This is a genomic window from Zobellia sp. 1_MG-2023 (genome assembly GCF_030549125.1).
Taxonomy (GTDB): Bacteria; Bacteroidota; Bacteroidia; order Flavobacteriales; family Flavobacteriaceae; genus Zobellia; species Zobellia russellii.
Genome location: NZ_JAUOSY010000006.1, coordinates 115,973 through 139,246, shown reverse-complemented (window position 1 = coordinate 139,246; position 23,274 = coordinate 115,973). Strand labels below are relative to the sequence as shown.

Genomic DNA, 23,274 nt, shown 5'->3' with positions numbered 1-23,274 from the left:
TTTTAGGTTACTCAATCTTCCAAATTCAATACAACGGGCAAATCGGGAAAGTCCACCACATCAGAAGGATTCATTCCTTTAAGTGTGACGGCTCCTATACGCACCCGAACCAAGCGTAGGGTAGGAAACCCCACTACGGCTGTCATTTTACGCACTTGTCTAAACTTACCTTCCGTTAAGGTTACGGAAAGCCATGAATTAGGTCTATGGGTGCCCACGCGGAGTAAATGGTGCGGTTCCGGAAAATCAGGTTCTTCGGTAATCAGTTTAGCTTGGCAGGGTTTGGTCAAATACTTTTTGCCTTCAATACCTATTTCTACTCCTTTTTGTAATTTTTCAATGGCTTCGGGGGTAATGAGGCCATCCAATTGGGCGTAATATTCCTTTTCTATTCCGGAGCGGTTAACTGTATCGCTTAGTTTTCCATCGGTAGTCATTAGAAGGAGTCCCTCGGATTTTAGATCCAATCGGCCTATGGCCATAACCGCATCTTCAAAAGGGTATAGTTCGCTTATAAAACGTTTAGATCGTTTTTCCTTTTTATTGTTGGAATCCATTTGGCTGATAAAACCAAAGGGCTTGTACATTTTAAAATGTTGGTGGGCCATTCAAAAAAATTATGGCGTAAAGGTAATGAAGACTTAGGGTTAAAACCTAGACCGGTTGTGCTTCTGGGTTAAAAATGAATTATTCTGCATCAAGCCGCAGCACCCTTGCTGCTTACCTTTGTAATAACTAAAAAAAATGAAGAAATGGAAAATGTATTAGTAGCGGGTGCCAATGGTACCACAGGAAAAAAAATAGTGACACTTTTAAATCAATCCCAATATTTCACTCCAATTGCCATGGTTCGTAAAGAATCCCAAAAGGAGCAATTTGAGAAAGAGAACATTACTACGGTTATGGGCGATTTGGAAGAAGATATATCACATACGGTAAAGAATATAGATAAGGTAATCTTTGCGGCCGGTTCTGGCGGAAAGAAGGTCAAGGAAGTAGATCAAGAAGGTGCCAAGAAAATGGTAGACGCTGCAAAATCCGGTAACCTAAAGAAGTTTGTCATGCTAAGCTCTATGGGCGCGGACAATCCGGAACAGGCAAGTGACCTTCAGGACTATCTAAAAGCAAAGCATAATGCAGATGTCTATTTAAAGGACAGTAATCTTACGTATGCCATTGTGCGCCCCGGTTCATTAACGAACGATAAGGGGACGGGAAAGATAAAAGCGGCCTCTAGTTTGGAGAAATCAGGTTCTATAAGTAGGGCCGATGTTGCGCAGACCTTGGTTCGCGCATTGCATGATGATGCCGTTAAAAATACCACTTTTGAGATTTTAGCAGGAGATACTTTAATAGGTGAGGCCATAGATTCGGTTTCATAAATTATAGATATTTTCGTTCGTACCAAAAGATTGTAATATCTTAGGGTTTGCTTTTAGGCAGACCCTTTTTTTTTTGTCCAATTTAGAAATTACAGTTAGGAAGTATGCGCAGAAGAGATTTTATAAAACAGAGTAGTATGGCTTCGGCTGCAACCTTACTTCCGGTTACCGGTATTTCTTTAGGAAATCCATCAAAATATAAAATGGGATTGCAGTTGTTCACTATTCGCGATGCCATGAAAGCGGACCCACTGGGCAGTCTTAAAAAGGCCCGGGCCATGGGCTATGAAGATTTGGAAATCTATGGGTTTGACCCCGAGACCATTGGTTATTACGGCTATGAGGCAAAGGAATTCAAACTTATTTTAGACGATTTAAACCTTACCACCACTAGTGGGCATTATGATTTTTCGTCCTATTTCAATAAGCCAAAAGATGAACTTAGACGCTATTTGGATGCCTGTATCCAAGGGGCGCATATCTTGAACAAGCCCTATATTACGTGGCCTTGGCTGGCACCTGAATTTAGAACCATTGAAAATTTTAAGGTACTGAGCGAAAAACTAAATTGGATGGCCGAACAGGTAAATTCCGCAGGACTCGGCTTTGCCTATCACAACCATGATTTTGAGTTTACGGACCACAATGGGCAAACCGGTTATCATATCATCTTAAAAGAAACCAATCCGCAATTGGTAAAACTGCAGATGGATATGTATTGGGTAATGCATTCCTCTAAAAAGACCCCTCAAGAATGGATTGCAGAGCAGCCCGGATGTTACGTAATGTGGCATATAAAAGATATGGACAAACTCACTAGAGATTATACGGAGCTGGGCAATGGCTCCATAGATTATGTGGACATGCTTTCTAAAATAGATACGAATGCCCTAGAATATTACTATATAGAACAAGGAAGTAATTTTGCAAAAGACTCCATGACCAGTATAGCGGACAGTGCAAAATTTTTCAAGAAAAACTTAAAACAATACCTCTAATAACACAAAAACAAACACATGAAAAACTATTCCCTTAAAGCTATTTTGCTTGCCGCTGCGCTTGTAGGTTTTACGGCCTGTAACGAGAAAAAACAAAAGGCCCAAGAAAAAGAGCCCATGGTAACTTATGATGAATCGGAATCCAAACTGCCCATAGATCGTCTGAAACTACCGGACGGGTTTAAGATTGAGGTGTATGCAGATAGTGTTGATGGCGCACGTTCCATGGCTATGGGAGATGACGGTACTTTGTTCGTAGGGACCAGGAACGAGAAAAAAATATATGCTATTCAGGACCGCGATAGGGATTTTAGAGCAGATAAGGTAATTGAATTGGATACTACTTTGGAATCCCCTAACGGAATTGCCTATAGAAACGGGTCGCTTTATGTGGCAGATGTAAGTACTTTGTACCGTTACGATAATATTGAAGCTAATCTGGACAGTGTTCCCGAGCGCAAGGTTATTTATGATGATTATCCGGAAGCTTTTCACCATGGTTGGAAATACATTGCTTTTGGTCCGGACGATAAATTGTATGTACCAGTAGGAGCACCTTGTAATATTTGTGATTCTACCGTAGTGGACAAACGTTTTGCCTCTATTACCCGTATGGATCCTGACGGAAGCAACCGTGAGATCTATGCGCATGGTGTACGGAATACAGTTGGTTTTACCTGGCACCCGGAAACCAAGGAAATGTACTTTACGGATAACGGTAGGGATATGATGGGCGATGATATTCCCCCATGTGAGTTGAACCGTGTTACGGAAGCCGGCCAGCATTTTGGATATCCGTTTTGTCATGGCGGAACCATTAAAGATCCTGAATTTGGAGACCAACGCCCTTGCTCGGATTTTGTGGCGCCCGTACAGAATTTAGGTGCCCACGTAGCTCCGTTAGGGGTGAAGTTCTATACCGGAGATATGTTTCCTGAGAAGTACAAGCAGTACGCTTTTATAGCGGAACATGGCTCTTGGAACCGTTCCAAAAAATCCGGGTACCGTATTTCTTTGGTAAAGTTTGAAAACAATGAGGCGGTAGCTTATGAAACCTTTTTAGAAGGTTGGCTGGATGAAGAAAGCCAAGAAGCATTTGGTAGACCGGTAGATGTACTGTTCCTTAAAGATGGCTCTTTATTGATTTCCGATGATTTTGGTGATGCGATCTACCGCGTAAGTTATGATGATGGAAGTAGCCAAGTGGCGAGTGTGGAGTAGGGAGATTACGAGATAGTGGCTGCACTAACTCGTTACTTTATAAAGTATAAGAAAATACATCGTTTGTATTCCGAAAATTGGATATAACGATGTATTTTGCATTTAGTTAGTTAACAAACAAATTTATACAGATGAAGGAGCTTCAAAATTTAATAGATATTTCTACTAATGCTCTCAAAGATGTTGAAAAGAATATTAGACTGAAATATAATACTCCTTCTGAAAATATTGATGTGGAAAAATTCAGATTGATAGGAATTCCAGAAAACTATATCAGAAGTGCTGCATATTATAAAAAAGAGTACAATCTTTATGAACTAATAAAAACAAAAAACCAAAGAGATAATATAGCTTATTCTTTACAATTAAGCGATTTGTTTAACTATTTTCTTAATCGATTTAATATATTTTTAAGCGTAGGTGCTTTATTCCGAAAACAAGCTATTATTAATATTGTTAGTATTCAAGAAGGGGTATTAAAATGTTCATATAACGACTTAAGAAATTTTTGTATCGATGAAGAAGGAAATACTTGTCCATTGAATTCAAATTGTGAATTCTATCTTAAAAGTTTAAAACAAATAAGAAATAATGGATTATTGGATAATTATAGAAATATTATTCAGTTTTATGACCCTACTATTTTTGAAAAATTAAAGGAACAAAAAGGTATAAGAGATAAAATTCACATTCACGAAATTCAAGAAAATGAATTGCATTTCAATGATGATTACGCTCGAACAAAATATAACGAATCAATAAAAACTCTTCAATACTTAAAGAAAAATCTTTTATCAGATATTGATGAATTCAGAGCTAGAAGAATTAGTGGATGTAAAAAAATCAGTTCATAGTAATTTATATAAAATTTAGCCCTGGCCCGCTAGTGCAAGCGTCGCGCTCTTACTTGGTGACAAAACAAAACACTATAAATCAATTTCCTACCTCCGATAAACCAGAATCTTCTCTAGAATAAAAATTATGAAGACGAGTCTTAAATCAATACTTATAATCCTTACAGTCTGGGCAACCTTTCCCATGTATGGGCAACAAATTGTTGAAGCATATAGCAAGGCAAAAAAAGATAGTTTGCAAATTGGTAAATTGGACACAGATTTTTTGAAATTTATAGAAAAAGGATATACGTTAGCCTTGCCGGACAAGGGAAAAATAAATGGTGTTATTATCTTTTTGGAGGATTCTAAATTTGATAACAAGAACAACAGCGCAAAACAAATTTATTCCCAGTCTAACCAATCTGGATATGCTGTTCTATCGGTTTCAACAGAAATACCCTTGGACTTTTTCTTTTCTGATATCTCAATTTTAGACGCACACTTAGCTATAAAAAAGGCGTTTAAGGAAAACAAGCTACCCAATAAAAATGTTTTTCTAATGGGCGTAGGTTTGTCTGGGCACCGCGTATTAAAATATGTTGAGTTTGTTCATAAAACTAATCCCAATTTCAAATTAAACATTGCGGGACTTGTTGTTTGTGACGCTCCGTTAGATTGGGTTAGACAGTACAATGAAGGTAAAAGAGATAGAAGAATAAATTTTGATGAAGGTGCAGTTTGGGAAGGCACCTTTTCTAATTATGTTCTTGAAAAAAATCTTGGTGGTACTCCTGCGACTCATCTAGAAGAATACCTTGAGTTTTCTTCCTATAGTTATTCTGATGAAACCAATAGACATATTCATTGTTTTAAGGAGTATCCGACAAGAGCGTATATGGAAGTAGCTATAGAATATTGGTTGGAGAAGAAAAGAAAAACAACGATTGATAATAATGGACCGGACATGGTTGGACTTATTGCTCAATTAAAACTTATGGGAAATGAAAATTCTGATTTGGTAATATTTTATCCAGAGGACAGTAATACAGAGAAAAAAAATACCGCTGCGACTTGGGTTGCAGTGGATAAAGATGAACTTATAGATTGGGTAAAAATACACTCGAATTAAGGATTGCCGAACCTCTATTGTCACAAGCATCTAACTCGTATTAAAAATAAAAAAAATAATTATCTCTACTTTTAAATAAAAACCCATTTTTTCAACCCATATAAACCCAACCCAAAAATGAAACAAAACACCACTCATATTCTTGTTCTGATTACGCTTTTTGTTTCGCTAACGGCCTTTGCAAAAGACTCGGTTTTTTCGGAATATGAGGTAAAAGAGTTTGTGTTTCAGGGGCGTGATGCCAAGGTGGTATTTCCCAAGAAAGCAAATGCTAACGGCTACTGGATTTGGCGTGCCCGTTTTTGGGGTGCTGAACCACAAGTAGATAAAGCCCTTTTGGAAAAAGGGTTTCATGTGGTTTACCTAGATGTGGCGCATTTATTCGGGAATGAACAGGCCATACAGCTCTGGAACGATTTTTATGCCTATTGTATTTCAGAATATAACCTGAACAAAAAGGTGGTGTTGGAAGGCTTGAGCCGTGGCGGACTGATCGTATACAATTGGGCGGCACAAAACACGGACAAGGTTTTTACCATCTATGCAGATGCCCCGGTGTGTGATATTAAAAGTTGGCCGGGAGGTCTGTACAGCGGAGAAGGAAGTCCCAAAGATTGGGAACGTTGTTTGGCGGCCCATGGGCTGGACTCGGTTTCCGTAAAAAGTTTTAAAGGTATTCCCATCCATACAGGTGTAAAGGTGGCAGAAGCCGGCATTCCTGTTCTACACGTGTATGGAGCTGTAGATGTGGTGGTTCCTTTTGAGGAAAACACGGCATTGCTCAAAGAAAAATTTGAATCTGCTGGAGGCACCATAAAGCTTATCCGAAAAGAGGGAGTAGGTCATCATCCGCACAGCTTGGAAGATCCCGGACCTATTGTAGGTTTCATACTTGATAGTGTAGATTATAAGGAATAGTTAAAACACAAATTTCCACTAAACCGTACGTCATTGGTCCAACTAGAATAAAGCCGTTGATTCCAGTAAGAGAATAGTTGAGACCCTCATAAAAAAGGACTTAAAAAAGATGGATGCGAAAGGTGTTGCCTTTTGTTAAGGTAGCCGTACTTACTGCAGTCCCGGCTCTGATTACGGGAGGTATTGTTCGGCTTAGAAAGAAACTAAAGTAAAACTAGGGGGAATACTGGCATTAACTACAGTCGTTACAAACCCCGGTAAGTACACAATTTACACTTTGTACATCATAGCCATGGTCCAGTGAAAAGTTTACGGGAACGGGCAAACATTCTATAGTTTCGCATTGGGTGCACCTAAAATGAAAATGGTGTAATGGTTTCTCCTTTTCATCGCACTTTATACAAAGGGCAAAATACTGCTTGCCATCATCTGCTACCACCTTATGTAGAACTCCATCATCACAAAAGCGGTTCAATACCCGGTAAATAGTAGCCCGGTCAATGTCCATGTCTATTTTTTGCTCAATGGCATTTTGGCTCATGGCTTTGGTGGTAGAGCTTAAAACAGAAAGTACCGCTTCCTTGGTTGGCGTATTTCGTCTTTTCATGAAAAAAGCATTTTTAAATTTTAATGCGACTGTGTTGCAATAATACAAAAATCTGCTATATTTGCAAAGTATACTAATGCGACAAATTCGCATTAAAAAGCAATGTTATGACTAGAGACACAAATTTTGATGTAATAATAGTAGGTGGAAGTTACGCAGGACTCTCGGCGGCAATGGCTTTGGGGCGCTCCTTACGAAACGTACTTATTCTAGATGGCGGTAAGCCCTGTAACAGGCAAACGCCACATTCTCATAATTTTATAACCCTTGACGGGGAAAAACCAAGTGCTATAACTGAAAAGGCCAAGTCTCAGGTGTTAGTCTATGAGACGGTTACTTTTGTTAATGATATTGCCGTAACGGGAAATACATTGGGTGAAAACTTTCAGATTATAACACAATCAGAAAAAATATATACAGGAAAGAAAGTAATTTTTGCTACTGGAATTCATGATGTAATGCCCAATATAAAAGGCTTTTCTAGCTGTTGGGGAATCTCGGTCGTTCATTGTCCGTATTGCCACGGATATGAAATAAGGAATAAAAAAACAGGTTTGATGGCCAATGGTGATAGGGCGATGCACTTGGCTTCTTTGGTTCATAATCTTACGGATGACCTCACGGTTTTAACCAATGGACCAGCCGATTTTAATGAGGAACAGCTGTTGAAGCTCCAAAAGAATAACATACGCATTATAGAAAAAGAGATATCCGAGATCGAACATGAAAATGGGTATATTAGAAATGTGATTTTTAAGGATGGAAGTAAAGAAGGTTTTGACGCTACTTATGCGAGTCTACCCTTTACACAACATTCAGATATACCGGCTCATTTAGGATGTGAGTTGAACGAAGAAGGTTATATAGAGGTGGATGCCATGCAAAAAACCACAGTTCCCGGATTGTTTGCGTGTGGGGACAATACTACTCGCTTACGGTCTGTAGCATCGGCCGTTGCAGAAGGTAATAAGGCCGGTGCAATAGTGAATATGGAGCTGGCCCATGAGGAATTTTAAAACAAATATAACCCGTTAAAATGGCTGAATTTTGGGAAGATAATTTTGTAAACAAACAAGAAATGTGGGGCTTAAGGCCTGCAAAATCTGCTTTGTTGGCCAGAGACCTTTTTGTTGGGCAATCTGCCAAAAATATCCTTGTTCCAGGTGTTGGTTATGGCCGAAATGCACAACTTTTTGTAGAGGAAGGTATGCAGGTTACCGGCATTGAAATATCCAAAACCGCTATAGAACTAGCCAAAAAACATTACGGCAATACTATGAGTTTTCATTGCGGTTCAGTAGGAGATATGCCATTTGACGACGTGAAGTACGACGGAATTTTTTGTTACGCCCTCATCCATTTATTGGATGTTAAGGAACGCACCAAGCTTATTCAGGATTGTTATAATCAATTGACAGAAAATGGGACTATGGTGTTTACGGCCATTACAAAAGACGCCCCTAATTTTGGAAAGGGAAAATTAATTGGTCAGGACCGATACGAATTTCACCAAGGCGTACAATTATTTTATTATGATAAGGCATCTGTACAAACGGAGTTTGAAAAGTATGGACTCTTTAAAATTACAGAGATAGAGGAGAGCCAACCTATGTATTTCATAGAATGTAAAAAAACGGCTATTTAGTCCAACTTTATAAGTAAACTATAAGAGCTTACCGGTTTTTCCGGTAAGCTCTTTTGTTAGATTGGAATATATATGCCTACGGGGCTTCAAAACTCAACTGCTGCGTAATAAATTACAATTAGTAGCCTGAGATTTATGAGATATTCAACAGTTTATATCCCTTGAAGTTGTGTGACTTCATTTAAAAAAGTGTTGTATTTCTCCAGTTCTAAGGGTACGTTGGCATTTTTCTCCATATCGTGAAAATGATGTGTAGCTAAGCGTTCTAAACCCGCAAAAGCATTCATTTTATGAAAACCGAACATAACCCCATCGTCAACACTTTTTTGCTCAAAGAACTCATTTTCTAAAGTAAAGGCAGCTTTAGGGGCATTCCAACTTGTGGTTAAAATGTATTTTTTTCCATGCATTAAACCTCCGGTTCCATAATTGATATCCGGATTTTTACTGCTTCGGCCATCACTGGTATAGATACCGTTTTGATGTCCTTCCGTAAATACCACATCAATATATTGCTTAAAACCAAATGGCAATTGAAACCACCAAATAGGCGTGTGGTAAATTATTAAATCCGCCCATTTAAACTTTTTAACTTCTTCCAATGGGTCATAGGAATCACCCACTTGTGTAGTCTGTACGGCAGTATCATCTAACGCCCTAAAATAGGCAGCCGTAGTTTCAAATAGGGACTCGTTGAACTTTCCTCTGGAATGCGCAAAAGGATGGCTTCCATTTATAATAAAAATATTTTTCATCTGTCTTATTTTAAAATTCAAGACAAAATTAAAGCCATTACATCTATTGTGAAAATAATACAAATCATACCTTTGTATCAATAAATTTATAGAGATGGTGAATTTGGAATGGTACCGAACGTTTAAGGAAATATATGAAAACGGAACTTTAACCAAAGCTTCCATAGCGTTATATGCTTCGCAGCCTGGGGTAAGTGTCCACCTAAACGCCTTAGAGGCCTATGTGGGTAAAAAGCTATTTGAGCGTACCTCAAGGAAAATGATTCCAACGGAAGAGGGCAAGTTTTTGTACGAATACATCATAGAATCCATTAACAAGCTAGAGATAGCGGAACAGCATTTTAAAAAAACTACCCAAGAAAAAAATCCATCGTTACATGTGGGGATGTGTTCCGAAATGTTCCAACACAGTATTGAGCACGAAATTCCCAAATTAGAGTTTGATTTGGTTGCCAAGTTTGGAGCACATACGGATTTGATAAAGGACTTAAACAATGGATTATTGGATTTAGTAATTACACCAAGAAAACAAAGTGATAAAAAATCTCTAGTAGAATACACGGCTTTTTCAAAAGAGCGGATTATTTTAATTGCTGGAATCAAGACAGATACCTCTGCGGTAGAAGCCCATATAAAGTCCCACAATTATGAGGAACTGGAAAAAGAACTTCAGCGGAATACATGGTATAGTGCGTCTAATGAAATGGAGCACTTTAGGCGTTTCTGGTATGAAAACTTTAAAAAGCGCCCTAGTTTTAAACCCAATTATATTCTGCCCAATATTGGCTCTATTATAAGGTGTTTGAGTAACGAAAATGGGTTGGCCCTAGTTCCTGATTTTTTATGCCATGAGGCAATTTCCAATAATGAAATCAAGCGTATTTGGGGCGGAAGAGTAAAAACGGAAAACACCTTGTATTTTGCATCCCGAACCGATTTAAAGTACAAGAAAGAGTTGAAAGTGCTCCAAGGTATATTCAGAACAAAAATGAAAACTGAGGTAGACAAAGGGGTTTAAACCAGAGCTGTTTAATTTTTAGAATTAAAAAAAGCTTACCGGCAAGACCGGTAAGCTTTTTTGGAAAATCGGGGGAACTACAATTAGTTTAAACTAGCCAAAAGTTTTTCGGCTACGAGTTCAGATGAAGCAGGATTCTGACCTGTAATCAGGTTGCCATCTTGCAATGCGTAAGCTGCCCAATCTTCACCTTTAGAGTAGATACCTCCATTTTCTTTTAATGCATCCTCAACCAAGAACGGAACAACATCCGTAAGCTGAACAGCATCTTCTTCGGTATTTGTGAATCCGGTAACTTTTTTACCTTTTACCAAGAATTCACCGTCATTACTTTTTACGCTTTTTAGAGCGGCGGGAGCGTGACATACAAAAGCGATAGGTTTTTTCTGCTCATTGAATTTTTCTATCAAAGCGATAGAATTGGCGTCATTTGCCAAATCCCATAACGGACCATGGCCACCGGGATAGAAAACTGCATCAAAATCATCGGCATTCATATCTGCCAATACTTTTGTGTTCTTGATTTTTTCCTGTGCTACCGGGTCTTTCTCAAAACGCTCTGTATCTGCAGTACTTGCGTCTGGAGTATTACTGCTCGGGTCAATGGGAGCAGCGCCACCTTTTGGTGTTGCCAAGGTAATATCTGCACCTTTGTCCAATAATGTATAGTATGGATTTGCAAATTCTTCTACCCAAAATCCAGTTTTTTTACCTGTATCTCCCAATTTATCGTGAGAGGTTAAAACGAATAGTATTTTCATCTTTTAAGTTTTTAAAGTTTTATTTATTAATATGCCATTTTTACGATTTTCTCGGCATCCTGTGGGGTTAACGCCTGGCGCTCGCCAAGACCTTTCCAGCCACGATCGGTAAAGCGTTGCGCAATTTTTTCACCTGTACCCTCATACTCGGAAGTATAATCGGATAGTTTGGTGTCAATGCCCAACTCCTTAAAGAAGGCTTCCGTTTTTTCAATAGCGGCATACGCCTTGTCATCTATACTACCTTCGGTAATATTCCAGACACGTTCGCCATATTGAGCCAATTTCTCCTTTTTAGATTCAAAATTGTATTTATAATGACTTGGCGCAACTACCGCCAAAGTTCTGGCATGATCAATTCCGTACATTGCGGTAAGCTCGTGGCCCATCATGTGCACGGCCCAGTCACCCGGAACACCTTGTTGGATAAGTCCGTTTAATGCCATGGTACAGCTCCACATAAAGTTGGATGCCGCCTCATAATCACTAGGGTCTTTAATTACTCTAGGAGCAATCTCAATAAGAGTCTGTAAAATACTTTCTGCAAAACGGTCTTGTAAAAGTCCGCCCGCCGGATACGTCATATATTGCTCAAGAACATGAGTAAAAGCATCAGTGATACCGTTTACTAACTGTCTTTCTGGAATAGAAGTAATTACCTGGGGATCCAATACCGAAAACTGTGGGAATAGGGCAGGACCTCCAAAAGCTAATTTTTCCTGGGTTTCTTTTCTGGAAATTACCGTTCCCGAATTCATCTCTGAACCAGTAGCCGGCAACGTTAAGACCGTTCCAAAAGGCATTCCTTTTTTAATAGGCTCTCTTTTCTTTACAAAGTCCCATGGCTCATCACCTTCATAAACCGCAGCGGCCGATAAAAACTTGGTTCCGTCAATAACCGAACCACCACCAACAGCTAGCAAATAGGTAATGTTCTCTTCTTTGATCAACTTTAGAGCATCCATGAGGACTGCATATTCCGGGTTGGCAGGTATACCGCCAAATTCAACCAAATCAGCATTGGATAATGCTTTTTTAACTTGGTCATAAATACCGTTCTTTTTGATGCTTCCACCACCATAAAGCAATAATACTTTGGCATCAGAAGGAATTTCTTCCGTTATTTTCTTAATCGTATCTTTTCCAAAAATGATTTTGGTAGGATTCTTAAATTCAAAATTTGTCATAGTTTCTTTTCTTTTTTTTACTTCGGTCATTATATTTTAACGACCATTTTTCCCTTGTTTTTTCCATCGAACAAATCGATAAAGGCTTGAGGGATATTTTCAAAACCTTCTACTATAGTTTCGCTATAGGTCAATTTACCTTCGGCCAACCAAGTTGATAGTTGTTGAAGCGCCTCAGGGTATTTTTCCTGATAATTGAAAACAATAAACCCTTGCATAAGTGCACTGTTCTTCACTAAAAAGGGTTGCACGCTTACACTCTTAGGTAGTTCTGTATTGTTGTATACCGATATAGCACCACAAATAACCATCCTTGCAAAATGATTTATATTGAATAACACCGCATCCGAAATAGGACCGCCCACGTTATCAAAATAAACATCTACTCCGTTTGGTGCTGCTTTGGCAATGGCCGCAGTCATATCTTCAGTAGTATTGTAATTGATGCCCTCATCAAAACCGAATTTAGATTTTAGCATCTCTACCTTCTCATCACTACCCGCAATACCAACAACATGAAGCCCCAGTATTTTACCAATTTGGCCTACCACACTACCTACGGCACCGGCCGCACCGGAAACCACTAAGGTTTCCCCTTTTTTAGGTTTCCCAATTTCGTTGAGCCCTAAATAGGCTGTTAAACCGGTCATTCCCAGAATACCCAAATAGGCACTCAACGGCGCTTTGTCCGCATCAACTTTAGTAAGGCCTTCTCCATTGGAAACCTGTTGGGTTTTCCAATCCAAGGTGCCCGCAAGGTAATCTCCTTCCTTAAACTCTGTGTGCTTAGATGCTATAACTTTTGCTACAATACCTGAATGCACGGGTTTGTTCAATTCAAAAGGAGCCACGTACGATTTGGCATCGTTCATTCTTCCCCTTAAATAGGGGTCTACTGAAACGTATGCTGTTTCCAAAAGCAACTCTCCGTCTTTGATTTCCAAAGAAGAATTATCCTCTATAAATTCAAAATCCGAAACCGAAGGTTTCCCTTTAGGTCTATTTTTTAATAAGATAGTTTTCATAGTATTCTCTTTTTTGTAATTAGTCCATTACGGTAACTAAGTCCTCTGTACTCTTTCTTACCTTGACCAAGTTGGCCAACCAATCTTCCTCCGTTTTTCTATAACCGATCGGTAGTAAAACACAACTACGCAACCCTTTTGCCCTAAGACCAAGAATTTCATCTACGGCATCTGGGTCAAAACCTTCCATAGGCGTGGAGTCTACTCCTTCAAAAGCGGCAGCGGTAAGGGCTTCGGCAAATGCTATATAGGCTTGTCTAGCGGCATGCTGGAAGTTTACTTCCGGGTCACGTTGTGGGTACATACCCAATAGTTGTTGTCTGTAATTTTCCCAACCTTCGTTTTTAAAACCACGAATTTCATTGGTAAGGTCAAACATCTTATTGATGCGTTCCTCGGTATAATTATCCCATGCGGCAAATACCAATAAGTGAGATGAATCTGTAATCACGGATTGGTTCCAAGCCACTGGCTTTATTTTTTCTTTTAACTCTTGATTGGTCACCACTATAATTTCAAAAGGCTGCAATCCACTAGAAGTAGGGGCAAGGCGGGCCGCTTCTATAATACGGTCCACTTTTTCCTGTGGTACGGTTTCGCCGTTCATTGCTTTTGTAGCGTATCTCCAATTTAATTTATCAAGTAATTCCATTTGTATGTTGTGTTTAAAATGATTGTGTTTATATTTTTATACTGTTCCATGCAGATTGATAGGCCTCTTCCAAGTGGTCTTCGTTCAGTTGAAAACGTCCTCTTTTTTGGGTAATCATCAAGAAGGATAAAGGATTGATGGAGTAGGCATACAAGATGTAATCCGATAACGGCTTAATCTTGCCTTCCTTCTTACCGCGCTCCCACAAATCCAACAGGGGTTGTAAGTGCCTAATCCCTTCTTCTCGACTTTGCTCGTCTATCATAGGCGTATTGTCGCACTGTGCCAAGAACATTGCTTCTTCGCATTCCTTCAGTTTAAAATCGGCAATACGTTTCCATATAACCTCAAAGCCTTCCTCAACTTCCATGTTGGGGTCATAGGTAGCAAACGCGTAATCTGTAAAAGCTGCTTTTACCTCTATGTACACCTTGTTTACCAAATCCTGTTTGTTCTCAAAGTAGAGGTATATTGTAGCAGGCGATACATTGGCCATTTTAGCTATTTTGGACATTGGTGCAGCGTGAAAACCACTGTTGTTCACCAATTCAATTGTAGCTTTGACCAGTGCGTTTCTCTTAATTTGACTCTTTGTTAATTCTGTCATTGTTTCTAATTCTAGTACAAAGATAAGAATAAAAATGAACGTTCATTCTTTTTTAACAAAGGTTTAGTTTTTCAATGTCAATAGGGTGGGACTATCTAGGGATTACTTTAGTAGATTTGTAGGCAGGCCGGTCTGGCCTAAGAAACTTTAAGGAGACAAACCATCTATTTAGTAAACATCAAGAATATGAGTGATAAGCAAGAATTGACCGTAGACCGTATTTTAACCGACCTAAGGCTGTCTACCATAGATTGGCAACAAGTATTGGAAAATGTAATTAGCGTTTTTGACTGTAGCACGGGAACCCTTCATTTCTTAGATCAAAAAACAGAACTATTACAATTGCAAGCTCAGAAAGGGATTCCTCCATTTCTAATACCTAAACTAACTACAATCCCCGTAGGCAAAGGAATGGCAGGTATTGCGGCAGAGCGTAAAGAGGCCGTAGAAATGTGTAATTTACAGACAGATGATTCCGGTGTTGCCCGTCCTGCTGCCAAAGAAACCAAAGTAGAGGGTTCCATTGCCGCGCCCATGTTATTTGACGGAAAATTATACGGTACCTTGGGCATAGCCAAACCGGTGCCCTATGATTTTACGGAAGACGAGCGCAATAGTTTGCTTAAAATTGGAGAAGCTATGAGCAAGGCCTTGGTAGGTTAGGTTTGTTCTTTTAGAGGGAAAATGTCAATCCCAACTTTAAGTTAGATGAACGGTCACTTTCGGTAGAGGTCGAAAAGCTGCTATACGAATAATTATATAAGGCAGAAATGCTTAAGTGTCCCGATAAGGGCATTTCTGCTTTAAGCTGACTTAATACGCGATGGTTGGCTATATAACGATACAAGGGCTGAAAGTACAAGGTTCCCGTAAAGTCAAGTCCCGTTTTGGGAAAGGCGTAAGTGGCGGAAAGGTAACTACTGTTCCGGTGATTGTTGAATTGTACCTCGGTATCTTTTTCAATTTCAATTTCATACATGTAGGCATTACCAAAATAGACTTTGGCATTATCTTCCGAAACTAATTTTAAGCGTACACCAGCGCCCACCAAGCTCCTGTTGCGTATGGTGAGCAAAGTATTGTTCTGGTTTTGAATAAAAGCTTCCAACCTAAATAGGTCCGTTATTTTTTGATTGTACCTAACATGAAAGAAGTAAGAGTTTTGAAAATCTTCGTCCTTACTTCTAATAAGGTTATAGTTGCCTATGAAAAAGAAAATTTTCTTGAGGTCTTTGGATTTTTTCTGTGTGGTTAGATTGGAACCTACCTGAAGAATGTAAGCCCCATTATTGTCCGTATAGTTAAAAAGCAAATCGCTCTTTAAGGCAAAACGAACGGAATCTTTCTGCATTCGTTTAGATTCAATATTTACCAATTGGGCACAAGAACTATAAAAGAAAAGAAGGGCTATGCTTATGGGTAAAAGTTGTTTCATGCGGCAAGTGATTTTTTTCAGCTGCAAAACTATCCAATTTCTATGTGATATAGGGAATTTAGGTGCTTTACAGATTAATTTCAAAGAAAAAAAATGGGTTTCCAGAGAAAAAAATTAAAGTAAAATCGTATTATTGGTATAAATCGGTTTGGAATTCCTTGTTTCTACGCTTGTCGTAATCCTTTGTGAAACCCAAGTTAGAGAAGCATAATGTTAAGTTTTGACTAGAGATACGTATGGAAATAGTAGGTGCATTACAGAAAGATATTGAAGATATCCAATCCATTAGCATAGTGCCCACTATTTTAGATGTGGTTTGCAGGGCTACAGGTATGGGCTTTGCGGCCATTGCCAGAGTAACCGATGAAACATGGGTAACTTGTGGGGTTTTAGATGCTATACCCTTTGGGCTTTCCGTAGGTGATGAACTTGAAATAGAAACTACTTTTTGTAAGCAGGTGCGTGAGAGCGATAAACTGGTAGTTATAGACCACGTGGAAAAGGATAAAGTATATCATAACCATCCTATACCTGCGCAGTATGGTTTTCAAAGCTATATTTCCGTACCTATTGTTAGAAAGAACGGCGAGTTTTTTGGGACACTTTGTGCACTGGATCCTAAACCGAACAAGGTGAACAACCCGGAAATTATAGCTATGTTCTCTATGTTTACGGAATTGATCGCTTTTCATTTAGATGCCCTAGAGACCATGCGTAGGCAAGATACTGCAATAAAGAAAAAGGACGTTGAACTTGCTACCTATGATTTCATTTCCAGTCACGATTTGCAAGAGCCGTTACGTAAAATCCAGATTCTAACGAGTACGTTAGAAAAGAAAGAAGAAAAGAATCTTTCAGAGAAAGGGAAAAAATATTTTAAGTCGATTAAAAAGGCGGCCACAAGAATGCGCAACATTCTTAATGACCTTTTAACGTATTCCGAGACGGAGTTTAAACCTAAAAGTTTTAAGGAACTAGATTTAAATGTTCTTATAAATCGGGCAAAAGCCAGGTTAAGTACACAGTTGGAAGAATCCAACGCTATTATCAATACCAATGATTTATGCAAATTAAATATTGTTCCCATTCAAATGGAACAACTCTTTTATAATCTCTTTGCCAACAGTTTGAGCTTTAGAAGTGATAAAAGACCGCTGCTGATCGAGGTGGATAGTAAGCAAGGTTTAGGGCAGTCTTTTGGTGTTCAAGGTCTAGAGGAAGCTAAAATGTATTGCGAAATCACAGTTAAGGATAATGGTATGGGTTTTGACCAGCAATACAGTGAGAAAATATTCGACATATTTCAACGTCTAAAAAGCAAGGAGAACGATAAATCTACAGGAATAGGACTCTCTATTGTAAGGCGTATTGTTGAAAACCACAATGGAAAAATTATAGCGATAGGCAAACCGGACCATTTTGCCATTTTTAAGATGTACCTACCACTATAACTAATTGTTCGCTAAGCCATAGCGGGAGTGGCTACAGGTATTGAAAAGGCTAATTTTTCAATTTCATCCAACAATTCAATAAAATCTCTTTTAGAAGTTAACGGGTTCATAACGGAACATCGCAAAGTGCGTTCGCCATTAATTGTAGTCTGTACAATATAGAATTTTCCCGAAGCGATCAATTGCTTCCGTATTTCACCATTTAACCCGTTCAGTTCCGTGTTGTTTATTTTGTTACTTGGAATGTACCTGAAATTTACAATATTGGATTCCGGTTCGTGTACCAGTTCAAAATTGGGTTTTTCCGTAATAAGTTCCGATAAAACCTGTGCCGAATCATAGAGTCGATCTACATTTTTTTCAAAGATATCGTTACCGTGTGTTTTCAGGAGTACATATACTTTTGCCGAAAGAAAAGGTTTGCTGCACTCAAAAGTACGTTTAGCGGAATTATACCATTCTTCGGTTTCGGTAGAATCCCATAAGTATTGTGCTCTTTGGGCAAAAGTCCTGTAAATTTTGTTTCCTTGTCTGAACAATAGGGCGGTGCTCAGTACCGGTGTCATCAACATTTTGTGAAAATCAATGACAACGGAGTCCGCTTTTTCTATTCCCTTGGTCAGTCCCTTATATTTTTCAGAAAACACGACCGCTCCACCGTGGGCGCCATCTACGTGTAACCAGATATTATTAGCTTTACTGAAAGTTGCAAGAGCTTCCAAATCGTCATAGGACCCGGTTGCCGTAGATCCGGCGCATCCTATTATACAGAAAACATGAAGTCCTTTTTCCTTTGCTTCTTCCAAGTATTGAGGGAGAAGGTCTGTCCGAATTTTAAAGTTCTCATCTACAGGAACTTTTATGATTCCGCTATCGCCAAAACCCAGAATTCGTGCCGATCGATCAATACAATAATGCGCTTCTTCGGAAACCATTACCGCCAATTTTTCATTATGACCTTCTTCCCAAACGTTCTGTGGTGCTTTATCTTTTCTAGCAGCTAGTAAGGCGGTAAGGTTTCCCAAACTTCCCCCGGAAGTCATAAGGCCCGAAGCTAAATCTCCATAACCTATTTTCTTGGCCGTAAAATCTGTTACTACCCGTTCCATAGCATTTGAAACTGGTCCCATTTCATACACTCCCGTACTATTATTGATTAAATCCGTTACCAGTCCTGTTAAAGCGGTTATAGGTGCGGGCACAGCGGTCTGGTGACCCATGTATTTAGGGTGCTGTGTTTGTTGAGACCTTTGGAGCAAGGTGGTTAAAGTGGTTATGGGGTCTGAAGGTTGTTGAAGATTGTTCTCCCAGAACTGTAGCTCGTCTTTCGGAGCATTATTTGGATAGACCGTTTTGGTTTCCTGGCTTTGCAGATTTCCCAAGTGGTTGGCAAGGACATCGATCAGTTCTTTTCCTACCGCTCTAAATTTCTCCGCGTCATAAACATTTGTAAGACTTTGATCATTGGTCATTATGAATAGCTTTAAGGTTCAACATCATCCTTTATTCCACACAAAGCTAGATATCTTTACTTATAAATATAAATACTTAATTTTGATGAATTAATAACAAATATGTATTACTGAAATGGATTTACAACATATACGTAGCGCCGTACTGCTCTCCAAGAAGTTAAACTTTACTAAGACGGCAGAAGCGTTACATATTGTTCAGCCCGCCTTGAGCCGGAAAATAAAACAACTGGAAGAGGCTATTCAGGCGCCATTGTTCAAACGAAACAAACGAAACGTAGAGTTGACGAATGCGGGAAACTATTTTATTCCTGAAATGGAGAAGCTATTACTTCAATATGAATTCATTTTAAAACGAACCCATCAAATTCACAATGGAGAGGTGGGAGAACTAAAGATAGGTTTTACCCATTCCGTAATGCAGTCCATTCTGCCGGAAATTCTCATTAGCATTCGGGAAAATCTACCGGGCATGAAGACTATATTAAAAGAGCTTAACAACCGTGACCAATATATACGTTTGCAATCCGGTGAATTGGATATTGGTTTTGCCACCAACCCTCTTGTCCCAACAGGTTTAAAGAGTAAAGTTTTGCATATAGATAATTATGCGGTATTGGTGCCCAAAGGTTTTGATATAAACCGGTTACAAAAGATAGGGTTCTCTATGTTTGCCAAAGAACCTTTTATATTTCCTTCAAAAACAGATGGACCTAACTATGTGAACATTATTGAATCTATCTGCACCAATGCCGGCTTTATACCTAACGTGGTACATGAAACAGATTCTGTCAGTACTAGCATACGATTGATCGAGGCTGGTATGGGAGTTTCGTTGGAGCCAATTTCCTCGCTTCGCGGATTAAACTTGCCTATTGATTTTTATGAATTGGATGATACACCTCAGAAAGCACAATTAACTATGATTTGGAATCCGAAACTTGAAGTAGAACATCCCAAACTGTTCACACTTTTACATGATACCCCTAAAACTTCTTGAAAATTGTGGCGTTAAAAATCCTGGTTTACCATTCACTTTCCTTGCATTACTAGCATATTTTTGGGAAAAAACTTCTCTGTGCTACCGTTCATTCGCCTGAAATTAGAATCGTTATTGTTAAAATATTGACAAATTGTAATTTTTACAACAATTATTTGAATTTAAACTGCGGGATTGGGAATTTGAACTTTTTGTTGCATTGATATCTTATCAGTTTTACTACATTTTTGTATAAAAAAAGGAAAATAGACCTGTTTTAATTATGAAATAGGCATTTTTTGTGTAAATACCTCTCGTTTTCCTAGGTAACATAGCATAGCATACCGAAAAATATTGCATAAAACCTTTAAAAGTACAATTTATCCCCGTAAAAATTTCTACCTTAATAGTGTGGAAAGAGGGGTGTAGTTTAGTGTCCTCTCTTCTCATCAAAAATTCGTTTAAAAGTTCTTTATCGGAATTGAGGTTACATATAGTATTTGAACCGACCCGATTAGAACTGTAATTCAGAATTTATCAGTGAGTAAAATTAATGGATATTAACCCCGCTAAAAATGAAACCATGGCATTTGTACTTTCAAGCATGATGGAATTGGGGAAAAGAGCCCCAGACTTTAAGTTGCGTGATACCGTATCAGGTAAGGTATTAACTTTGGACAAACTAAAATCTGATGTAGCTACAGTTATTTTTTTTATCTGTAACCACTGCAGCTATGTACATCACATAAACCCAAAACTTGTAGAGGTTGCCAATAAATATCAAGCCCAAGGGGTACAATTTATTGCAATAAGCAGTAATGATATAAAGCAATTTCCCCAAGATGCCCCTGTATTTATGGCACAAATGGCCAACTATCATAAATACCCGTTTCCTTACCTCTATGACGAATACCAAGATGCAGCAATAAGTTATGGAGCGGAATGCAATCTTGATTTATTTGTTTTTGATAGTGATTTGGCCTGTGTTTATACCGGCCGCTTTGATATGACCCGACCCAACATTCAACCAGCTACCGGAGCAGACCTTTCCGCTGCCTTGGATGCAATATTAGCCGGAGAGGAAGTAGACCCCAATCAATATCCGTGCATGGGTTCTAGCATAGCATGGAAACGAGGAGTGCCTAGAAAGAACTTAGAAATGTTTTACTAAAACAGCAAGACTAAACTACAGCGGTGGCGGAGCAATCAGTTCGTTTTAGCAACATATATTCTCCATTATTTTTAAACTGGCGTAAAGAAGTACCTGAGTAACGTTTAAAGGTCTTGGATAAATGGCTTACATCTGTAAAACCTAGGTCATCTGCTATCTGGGTAAGTGTGTAATCGGAATTCAACAAACGTATTTCTACAAGTTTCAACTTTCCTTTAATGATGTATTCCCGAAGCGACATGTTTACTTGCTTCTTGAAAAACTCACTTACATAAGTAGGGGACATCATGAAAACCTCTGCCAAATTCCCAACTTTCAGTAATTCCGGTTGATCTATATGTTCATTGATATAAGTGAGCATTTTATTTATGCGATCATCAGTATTGTTCTTTGGTATTTCATAAAAATTGCCCTCCTTAATGTTTCTAACGAGGATTTCCATAATACATACCATTAGACTCTTAACCAAGGCAATGGATTCGTTTCTGTAGGTCATGGACTCCTGTAAAATCATGGTAGTTAAAATAGACAGGTGCTGCCTGTCCATCTCACTTTTAATAATATCACCGGGTAATTGATTGTAATTACTAAGGATGTAGGAAGCCTCTTTAAACCATTCATTTCTTTCTTCCGAGTTTCGTTTTCCGCTTTTAAAAAACGAGTCCGTAAACTTTAGAAACACGAATTTTGTAGGTTTTTCAATGGTAAAAGAATGACATCTTAATGGTGGAAGTAAAAAGATGCTTCCCTTGCTGTAGCTGTGATGGTTATAGTTAATGCACTGCGTACCTTCACCATCTCTAATGAGAACTAGTTCAAAAAAATTATTCTTAACAGGCCGTTGTTTCCAGTCTGTTAATTCAATTTCTTGTATTTCAAAAGGTTTTTTTGCTTCTAGTATCTGCATAGCGTAAGCTTTCTACTCCAAAAATACAAAATTGTGCCCACACGGTGATTTATTTTAACTTAAATAACCTTTTAAAATACACTATTGTTCAGGTTAAGTCGAGTGAGAAACGGACTATGGCATCACTCTAGCTAACTTAAGCCTCATTTTCATGTACAAAGAGTGCTTGTAAACTGAGCGTTCAAAATGTATTCAGACTAGGAAAAGTCTATGATTAAAGAGATGACCGTGACCTAAATAATTGAAGGAGTAATCCACTATTTTCTGCAGCTAATCTTGAACTTAGACAACGGAATTAAGGAAATTTTAAGGCTTTTGAGCTCCAAAACCTCGATTCTTACAAACATCCCCTTTTATTATACTCTAAAATGAACGAGGTACGCGCTTAAATTTGCACTAACAAAACAACAACAGACATAAAATATATTATAATGAGCACACCTAATATTGCCAAAGAAGACATACTAAACGCTTTTAATTACAGACACGCTACAAAGGAATTTGATGCTACAAAGACCATTTCTGATGCCGACATGAAATTCATCTTAGAAACGGCACATTTATCGCCTAGTTCATTTGGTTTTGAACCTTGGCATTTTGTGGTTGTACAAGATAAAGAGTTAAGAGAGCTTTTAAAACCTGTTGCATGGGGTGCACCTTTAAAATTAGATACTGCCAGTCACTTTGTATTAGGTTTAAGTATGAAAGCGCCAATGGTAAAACATGATTCGGAATATATCATGCATATGATGAAAGAGGTAAAACAAATGCCTGCCGAAGTTATAGAAATGTACTCTAAATTTTATAGGGAATTTCAGGAGCGCGATTTTAACCTAGATACTGATAAAAAGTTATTCGATTGGTCTTCTAAGCAAACCTATATTGCATTGGGTAATATGATGACATCAGCGGCATTAACAGGCATAGATTCTTGCCCAATTGAAGGATTTCATCAAGAAAAAGCAGAGGCTTTATTACAAGAAAAATTTGGAATTGATACCGATAAATATGGACTAGCTTTTATGGCAGCCTTTGGATATAGAAAAGCAGACCCGGAGTTTCCTAAATCTAGAAGAGATTTTGAAGACATCGTAACTTGGAAGTAAGGACAAGTTCAC

25 protein-coding genes are annotated in these 23,274 nt (G+C 38.5%); 14 read left to right on the top strand and 11 right to left on the bottom strand.

The genetic code is table 11. The features are described 5' to 3' along the window. Positions 1-11 precede the first annotated feature (11 nt). Positions 12-608 carry a pseudouridine synthase gene (locus Q4597_RS13875; protein WP_303406655.1) on the bottom strand — a complete coding sequence of 199 codons (597 nt, stop codon included), beginning with the start codon at positions 606-608 and terminating at the stop codon, positions 12-14. Positions 609-752: 144 nt separating this feature from the next. Between Q4597_RS13875 and Q4597_RS13870 the strand changes: the two genes are divergently transcribed. From Q4597_RS13870 to Q4597_RS13845, 6 genes are all read left to right on the top strand, one after another. Continuing rightward, positions 753-1,382, top strand: a complete 630-nt coding sequence (locus tag Q4597_RS13870; RefSeq protein WP_303406653.1) for an SDR family oxidoreductase — start codon at positions 753-755, stop codon at positions 1,380-1,382. Between the two features lie 104 nt (positions 1,383-1,486). Then, positions 1,487-2,380: a sugar phosphate isomerase/epimerase gene (locus Q4597_RS13865; RefSeq protein ID WP_303406652.1), complete on the top strand. Its 894-nt coding sequence runs from the start codon at positions 1,487-1,489 to the stop codon at positions 2,378-2,380. A gap of 18 nt (positions 2,381-2,398) precedes the next feature. Next, positions 2,399-3,601, top strand: coding sequence for a sorbosone dehydrogenase family protein (locus Q4597_RS13860; protein WP_303406650.1), 1,203 nt, complete (start codon positions 2,399-2,401; stop codon positions 3,599-3,601). A 131-nt stretch (positions 3,602-3,732) separates the two neighbouring features. Continuing rightward, a complete protein-coding gene (locus Q4597_RS13855) occupies positions 3,733-4,455 on the top strand; it encodes a hypothetical protein (protein WP_303406648.1) in 723 nt (240 codons plus the stop codon). Positions 4,456-4,720: 265 nt separating this feature from the next. Continuing rightward, the gene (locus tag Q4597_RS13850) at positions 4,721-5,566 is read left to right on the top strand and encodes a hypothetical protein (RefSeq protein WP_303406645.1); all 846 of its coding nucleotides are present in this window, start codon (positions 4,721-4,723) and stop codon (positions 5,564-5,566) included. Between the two features lie 117 nt (positions 5,567-5,683). Beyond that, positions 5,684-6,484, top strand: a complete 801-nt coding sequence (locus tag Q4597_RS13845) for an alpha/beta fold hydrolase (RefSeq protein WP_303406643.1) — start codon at positions 5,684-5,686, stop codon at positions 6,482-6,484. Positions 6,485-6,716: 232 nt separating this feature from the next. Here the strand turns inward: Q4597_RS13845 and Q4597_RS13840 are convergent, their stop codons facing one another. Further along, positions 6,717-7,091, bottom strand: a complete 375-nt coding sequence (locus Q4597_RS13840; RefSeq protein WP_215911995.1) for a Fur family transcriptional regulator — start codon at positions 7,089-7,091, stop codon at positions 6,717-6,719. 107 nt (positions 7,092-7,198) lie between these two features. Between Q4597_RS13840 and Q4597_RS13835 the strand changes: the two genes are divergently transcribed. After that, positions 7,199-8,107 (top strand): NAD(P)/FAD-dependent oxidoreductase, encoded by a 909-nt coding sequence (locus Q4597_RS13835; RefSeq protein ID WP_303406640.1) that lies wholly within the window; start codon positions 7,199-7,201, stop codon positions 8,105-8,107. A gap of 20 nt (positions 8,108-8,127) precedes the next feature. Then, positions 8,128-8,736 carry a bifunctional 2-polyprenyl-6-hydroxyphenol methylase/3-demethylubiquinol 3-O-methyltransferase UbiG gene (locus Q4597_RS13830; RefSeq protein ID WP_303406638.1) on the top strand — a complete coding sequence of 203 codons (609 nt, stop codon included), beginning with the start codon at positions 8,128-8,130 and terminating at the stop codon, positions 8,734-8,736. 152 nt (positions 8,737-8,888) lie between these two features. Here the strand turns inward: Q4597_RS13830 and Q4597_RS13825 are convergent, their stop codons facing one another. After that, complete coding sequence (locus Q4597_RS13825) at positions 8,889-9,491, bottom strand: NAD(P)H-dependent oxidoreductase (protein WP_303406636.1); 603 nt, start codon at positions 9,489-9,491, stop codon at positions 8,889-8,891. A gap of 94 nt (positions 9,492-9,585) precedes the next feature. On the opposite strand from Q4597_RS13825, the gene Q4597_RS13820 reads away from it, so the two are divergent. After that, positions 9,586-10,509 carry a LysR family transcriptional regulator gene (locus tag Q4597_RS13820; RefSeq protein ID WP_303406635.1) on the top strand — a complete coding sequence of 308 codons (924 nt, stop codon included), beginning with the start codon at positions 9,586-9,588 and terminating at the stop codon, positions 10,507-10,509. Between the two features lie 83 nt (positions 10,510-10,592). Here Q4597_RS13820 and Q4597_RS13815 read toward each other — a convergent pair whose 3' ends face one another. From Q4597_RS13815 to Q4597_RS13795, 5 genes are read right to left on the bottom strand one after another with little or no spacing between them, the layout of a single operon-like run. After that, complete coding sequence (locus tag Q4597_RS13815) at positions 10,593-11,270, bottom strand: type 1 glutamine amidotransferase domain-containing protein (RefSeq protein ID WP_303406634.1); 678 nt, start codon at positions 11,268-11,270, stop codon at positions 10,593-10,595. Positions 11,271-11,296: 26 nt separating this feature from the next. Continuing rightward, positions 11,297-12,457 (bottom strand): iron-containing alcohol dehydrogenase, encoded by a 1,161-nt coding sequence (locus Q4597_RS13810; protein WP_215912132.1) that lies wholly within the window; start codon positions 12,455-12,457, stop codon positions 11,297-11,299. Between the two features lie 29 nt (positions 12,458-12,486). Beyond that, positions 12,487-13,482 carry an NADP-dependent oxidoreductase gene (locus tag Q4597_RS13805; RefSeq protein WP_303406633.1) on the bottom strand — a complete coding sequence of 332 codons (996 nt, stop codon included), beginning with the start codon at positions 13,480-13,482 and terminating at the stop codon, positions 12,487-12,489. Positions 13,483-13,501: 19 nt separating this feature from the next. Further along, the gene (locus tag Q4597_RS13800; protein ID WP_215912002.1) at positions 13,502-14,134 is read right to left on the bottom strand and encodes a nitroreductase family protein; all 633 of its coding nucleotides are present in this window, start codon (positions 14,132-14,134) and stop codon (positions 13,502-13,504) included. A gap of 28 nt (positions 14,135-14,162) precedes the next feature. Further along, complete coding sequence (locus Q4597_RS13795) at positions 14,163-14,741, bottom strand: TetR/AcrR family transcriptional regulator (RefSeq protein WP_215912003.1); 579 nt, start codon at positions 14,739-14,741, stop codon at positions 14,163-14,165. A 186-nt stretch (positions 14,742-14,927) separates the two neighbouring features. Between Q4597_RS13795 and Q4597_RS13790 the strand changes: the two genes are divergently transcribed. After that, entirely contained in the window at positions 14,928-15,404 is a 477-nt protein-coding gene (locus tag Q4597_RS13790) for a GAF domain-containing protein (protein WP_303406630.1), read from the top strand. A gap of 10 nt (positions 15,405-15,414) precedes the next feature. Here the strand turns inward: Q4597_RS13790 and Q4597_RS13785 are convergent, their stop codons facing one another. Next, positions 15,415-16,176 carry a DUF481 domain-containing protein gene (locus Q4597_RS13785; RefSeq protein WP_303406629.1) on the bottom strand — a complete coding sequence of 254 codons (762 nt, stop codon included), beginning with the start codon at positions 16,174-16,176 and terminating at the stop codon, positions 15,415-15,417. A gap of 236 nt (positions 16,177-16,412) precedes the next feature. Here Q4597_RS13785 and Q4597_RS13780 point away from each other — a divergent pair, with 236 nt between their 5' ends. Then, positions 16,413-17,627, top strand: coding sequence for an ATP-binding protein (locus Q4597_RS13780; protein ID WP_303406628.1), 1,215 nt, complete (start codon positions 16,413-16,415; stop codon positions 17,625-17,627). A gap of 11 nt (positions 17,628-17,638) precedes the next feature. On the opposite strand, the gene Q4597_RS13775 is transcribed toward Q4597_RS13780, so the two are convergent. Continuing rightward, positions 17,639-19,099 carry an aminotransferase class I/II-fold pyridoxal phosphate-dependent enzyme gene (locus Q4597_RS13775; RefSeq protein WP_303406627.1) on the bottom strand — a complete coding sequence of 487 codons (1,461 nt, stop codon included), beginning with the start codon at positions 19,097-19,099 and terminating at the stop codon, positions 17,639-17,641. A 115-nt stretch (positions 19,100-19,214) separates the two neighbouring features. Here Q4597_RS13775 and Q4597_RS13770 point away from each other — a divergent pair, with 115 nt between their 5' ends. Beyond that, positions 19,215-20,099, top strand: coding sequence for a LysR family transcriptional regulator (locus tag Q4597_RS13770; RefSeq protein ID WP_303406625.1), 885 nt, complete (start codon positions 19,215-19,217; stop codon positions 20,097-20,099). Between the two features lie 562 nt (positions 20,100-20,661). Next, positions 20,662-21,249, top strand: coding sequence for a thioredoxin family protein (locus Q4597_RS13765; RefSeq protein WP_303406624.1), 588 nt, complete (start codon positions 20,662-20,664; stop codon positions 21,247-21,249). Positions 21,250-21,259: 10 nt separating this feature from the next. Here the strand turns inward: Q4597_RS13765 and Q4597_RS13760 are convergent, their stop codons facing one another. Beyond that, positions 21,260-22,156, bottom strand: coding sequence for an AraC family transcriptional regulator (locus Q4597_RS13760; protein ID WP_303406622.1), 897 nt, complete (start codon positions 22,154-22,156; stop codon positions 21,260-21,262). Positions 22,157-22,587: 431 nt separating this feature from the next. On the opposite strand from Q4597_RS13760, the gene Q4597_RS13755 reads away from it, so the two are divergent. Further along, positions 22,588-23,262 (top strand): NAD(P)H-dependent oxidoreductase, encoded by a 675-nt coding sequence (locus Q4597_RS13755; protein ID WP_303406621.1) that lies wholly within the window; start codon positions 22,588-22,590, stop codon positions 23,260-23,262. Positions 23,263-23,274 lie beyond the last annotated feature (12 nt).

Coding starts and splice junctions, on each gene's coding strand:
- Q4597_RS13875 (WP_303406655.1), bottom strand. CDS start 608: ATGGCCCACCAACATTTTAAAATGTACAAGCCCTTTGGTTTTATCAGC.
- Q4597_RS13870 (WP_303406653.1), top strand. CDS start 753: ATGGAAAATGTATTAGTAGCGGGTGCCAATGGTACCACAGGAAAAAAA.
- Q4597_RS13865 (WP_303406652.1), top strand. CDS start 1,487: ATGCGCAGAAGAGATTTTATAAAACAGAGTAGTATGGCTTCGGCTGCA.
- Q4597_RS13860 (WP_303406650.1), top strand. CDS start 2,399: ATGAAAAACTATTCCCTTAAAGCTATTTTGCTTGCCGCTGCGCTTGTA.
- Q4597_RS13855 (WP_303406648.1), top strand. CDS start 3,733: ATGAAGGAGCTTCAAAATTTAATAGATATTTCTACTAATGCTCTCAAA.
- Q4597_RS13845 (WP_303406643.1), top strand. CDS start 5,684: ATGAAACAAAACACCACTCATATTCTTGTTCTGATTACGCTTTTTGTT.
- Q4597_RS13840 (WP_215911995.1), bottom strand. CDS start 7,091: ATGAAAAGACGAAATACGCCAACCAAGGAAGCGGTACTTTCTGTTTTA.
- Q4597_RS13835 (WP_303406640.1), top strand. CDS start 7,199: ATGACTAGAGACACAAATTTTGATGTAATAATAGTAGGTGGAAGTTAC.
- Q4597_RS13830 (WP_303406638.1), top strand. CDS start 8,128: ATGGCTGAATTTTGGGAAGATAATTTTGTAAACAAACAAGAAATGTGG.
- Q4597_RS13825 (WP_303406636.1), bottom strand. CDS start 9,491: ATGAAAAATATTTTTATTATAAATGGAAGCCATCCTTTTGCGCATTCC.
- Q4597_RS13820 (WP_303406635.1), top strand. CDS start 9,586: ATGGTGAATTTGGAATGGTACCGAACGTTTAAGGAAATATATGAAAAC.
- Q4597_RS13815 (WP_303406634.1), bottom strand. CDS start 11,270: ATGAAAATACTATTCGTTTTAACCTCTCACGATAAATTGGGAGATACA.
- Q4597_RS13810 (WP_215912132.1), bottom strand. CDS start 12,457: ATGACAAATTTTGAATTTAAGAATCCTACCAAAATCATTTTTGGAAAA.
- Q4597_RS13805 (WP_303406633.1), bottom strand. CDS start 13,482: ATGAAAACTATCTTATTAAAAAATAGACCTAAAGGGAAACCTTCGGTT.
- Q4597_RS13800 (WP_215912002.1), bottom strand. CDS start 14,134: ATGGAATTACTTGATAAATTAAATTGGAGATACGCTACAAAAGCAATG.
- Q4597_RS13795 (WP_215912003.1), bottom strand. CDS start 14,741: ATGACAGAATTAACAAAGAGTCAAATTAAGAGAAACGCACTGGTCAAA.
- Q4597_RS13790 (WP_303406630.1), top strand. CDS start 14,928: ATGAGTGATAAGCAAGAATTGACCGTAGACCGTATTTTAACCGACCTA.
- Q4597_RS13785 (WP_303406629.1), bottom strand. CDS start 16,176: ATGAAACAACTTTTACCCATAAGCATAGCCCTTCTTTTCTTTTATAGT.
- Q4597_RS13780 (WP_303406628.1), top strand. CDS start 16,413: ATGGAAATAGTAGGTGCATTACAGAAAGATATTGAAGATATCCAATCC.
- Q4597_RS13775 (WP_303406627.1), bottom strand. CDS start 19,099: ATGACCAATGATCAAAGTCTTACAAATGTTTATGACGCGGAGAAATTT.
- Q4597_RS13770 (WP_303406625.1), top strand. CDS start 19,215: ATGGATTTACAACATATACGTAGCGCCGTACTGCTCTCCAAGAAGTTA.
- Q4597_RS13765 (WP_303406624.1), top strand. CDS start 20,662: ATGGCATTTGTACTTTCAAGCATGATGGAATTGGGGAAAAGAGCCCCA.
- Q4597_RS13760 (WP_303406622.1), bottom strand. CDS start 22,156: ATGCAGATACTAGAAGCAAAAAAACCTTTTGAAATACAAGAAATTGAA.
- Q4597_RS13755 (WP_303406621.1), top strand. CDS start 22,588: ATGAGCACACCTAATATTGCCAAAGAAGACATACTAAACGCTTTTAAT.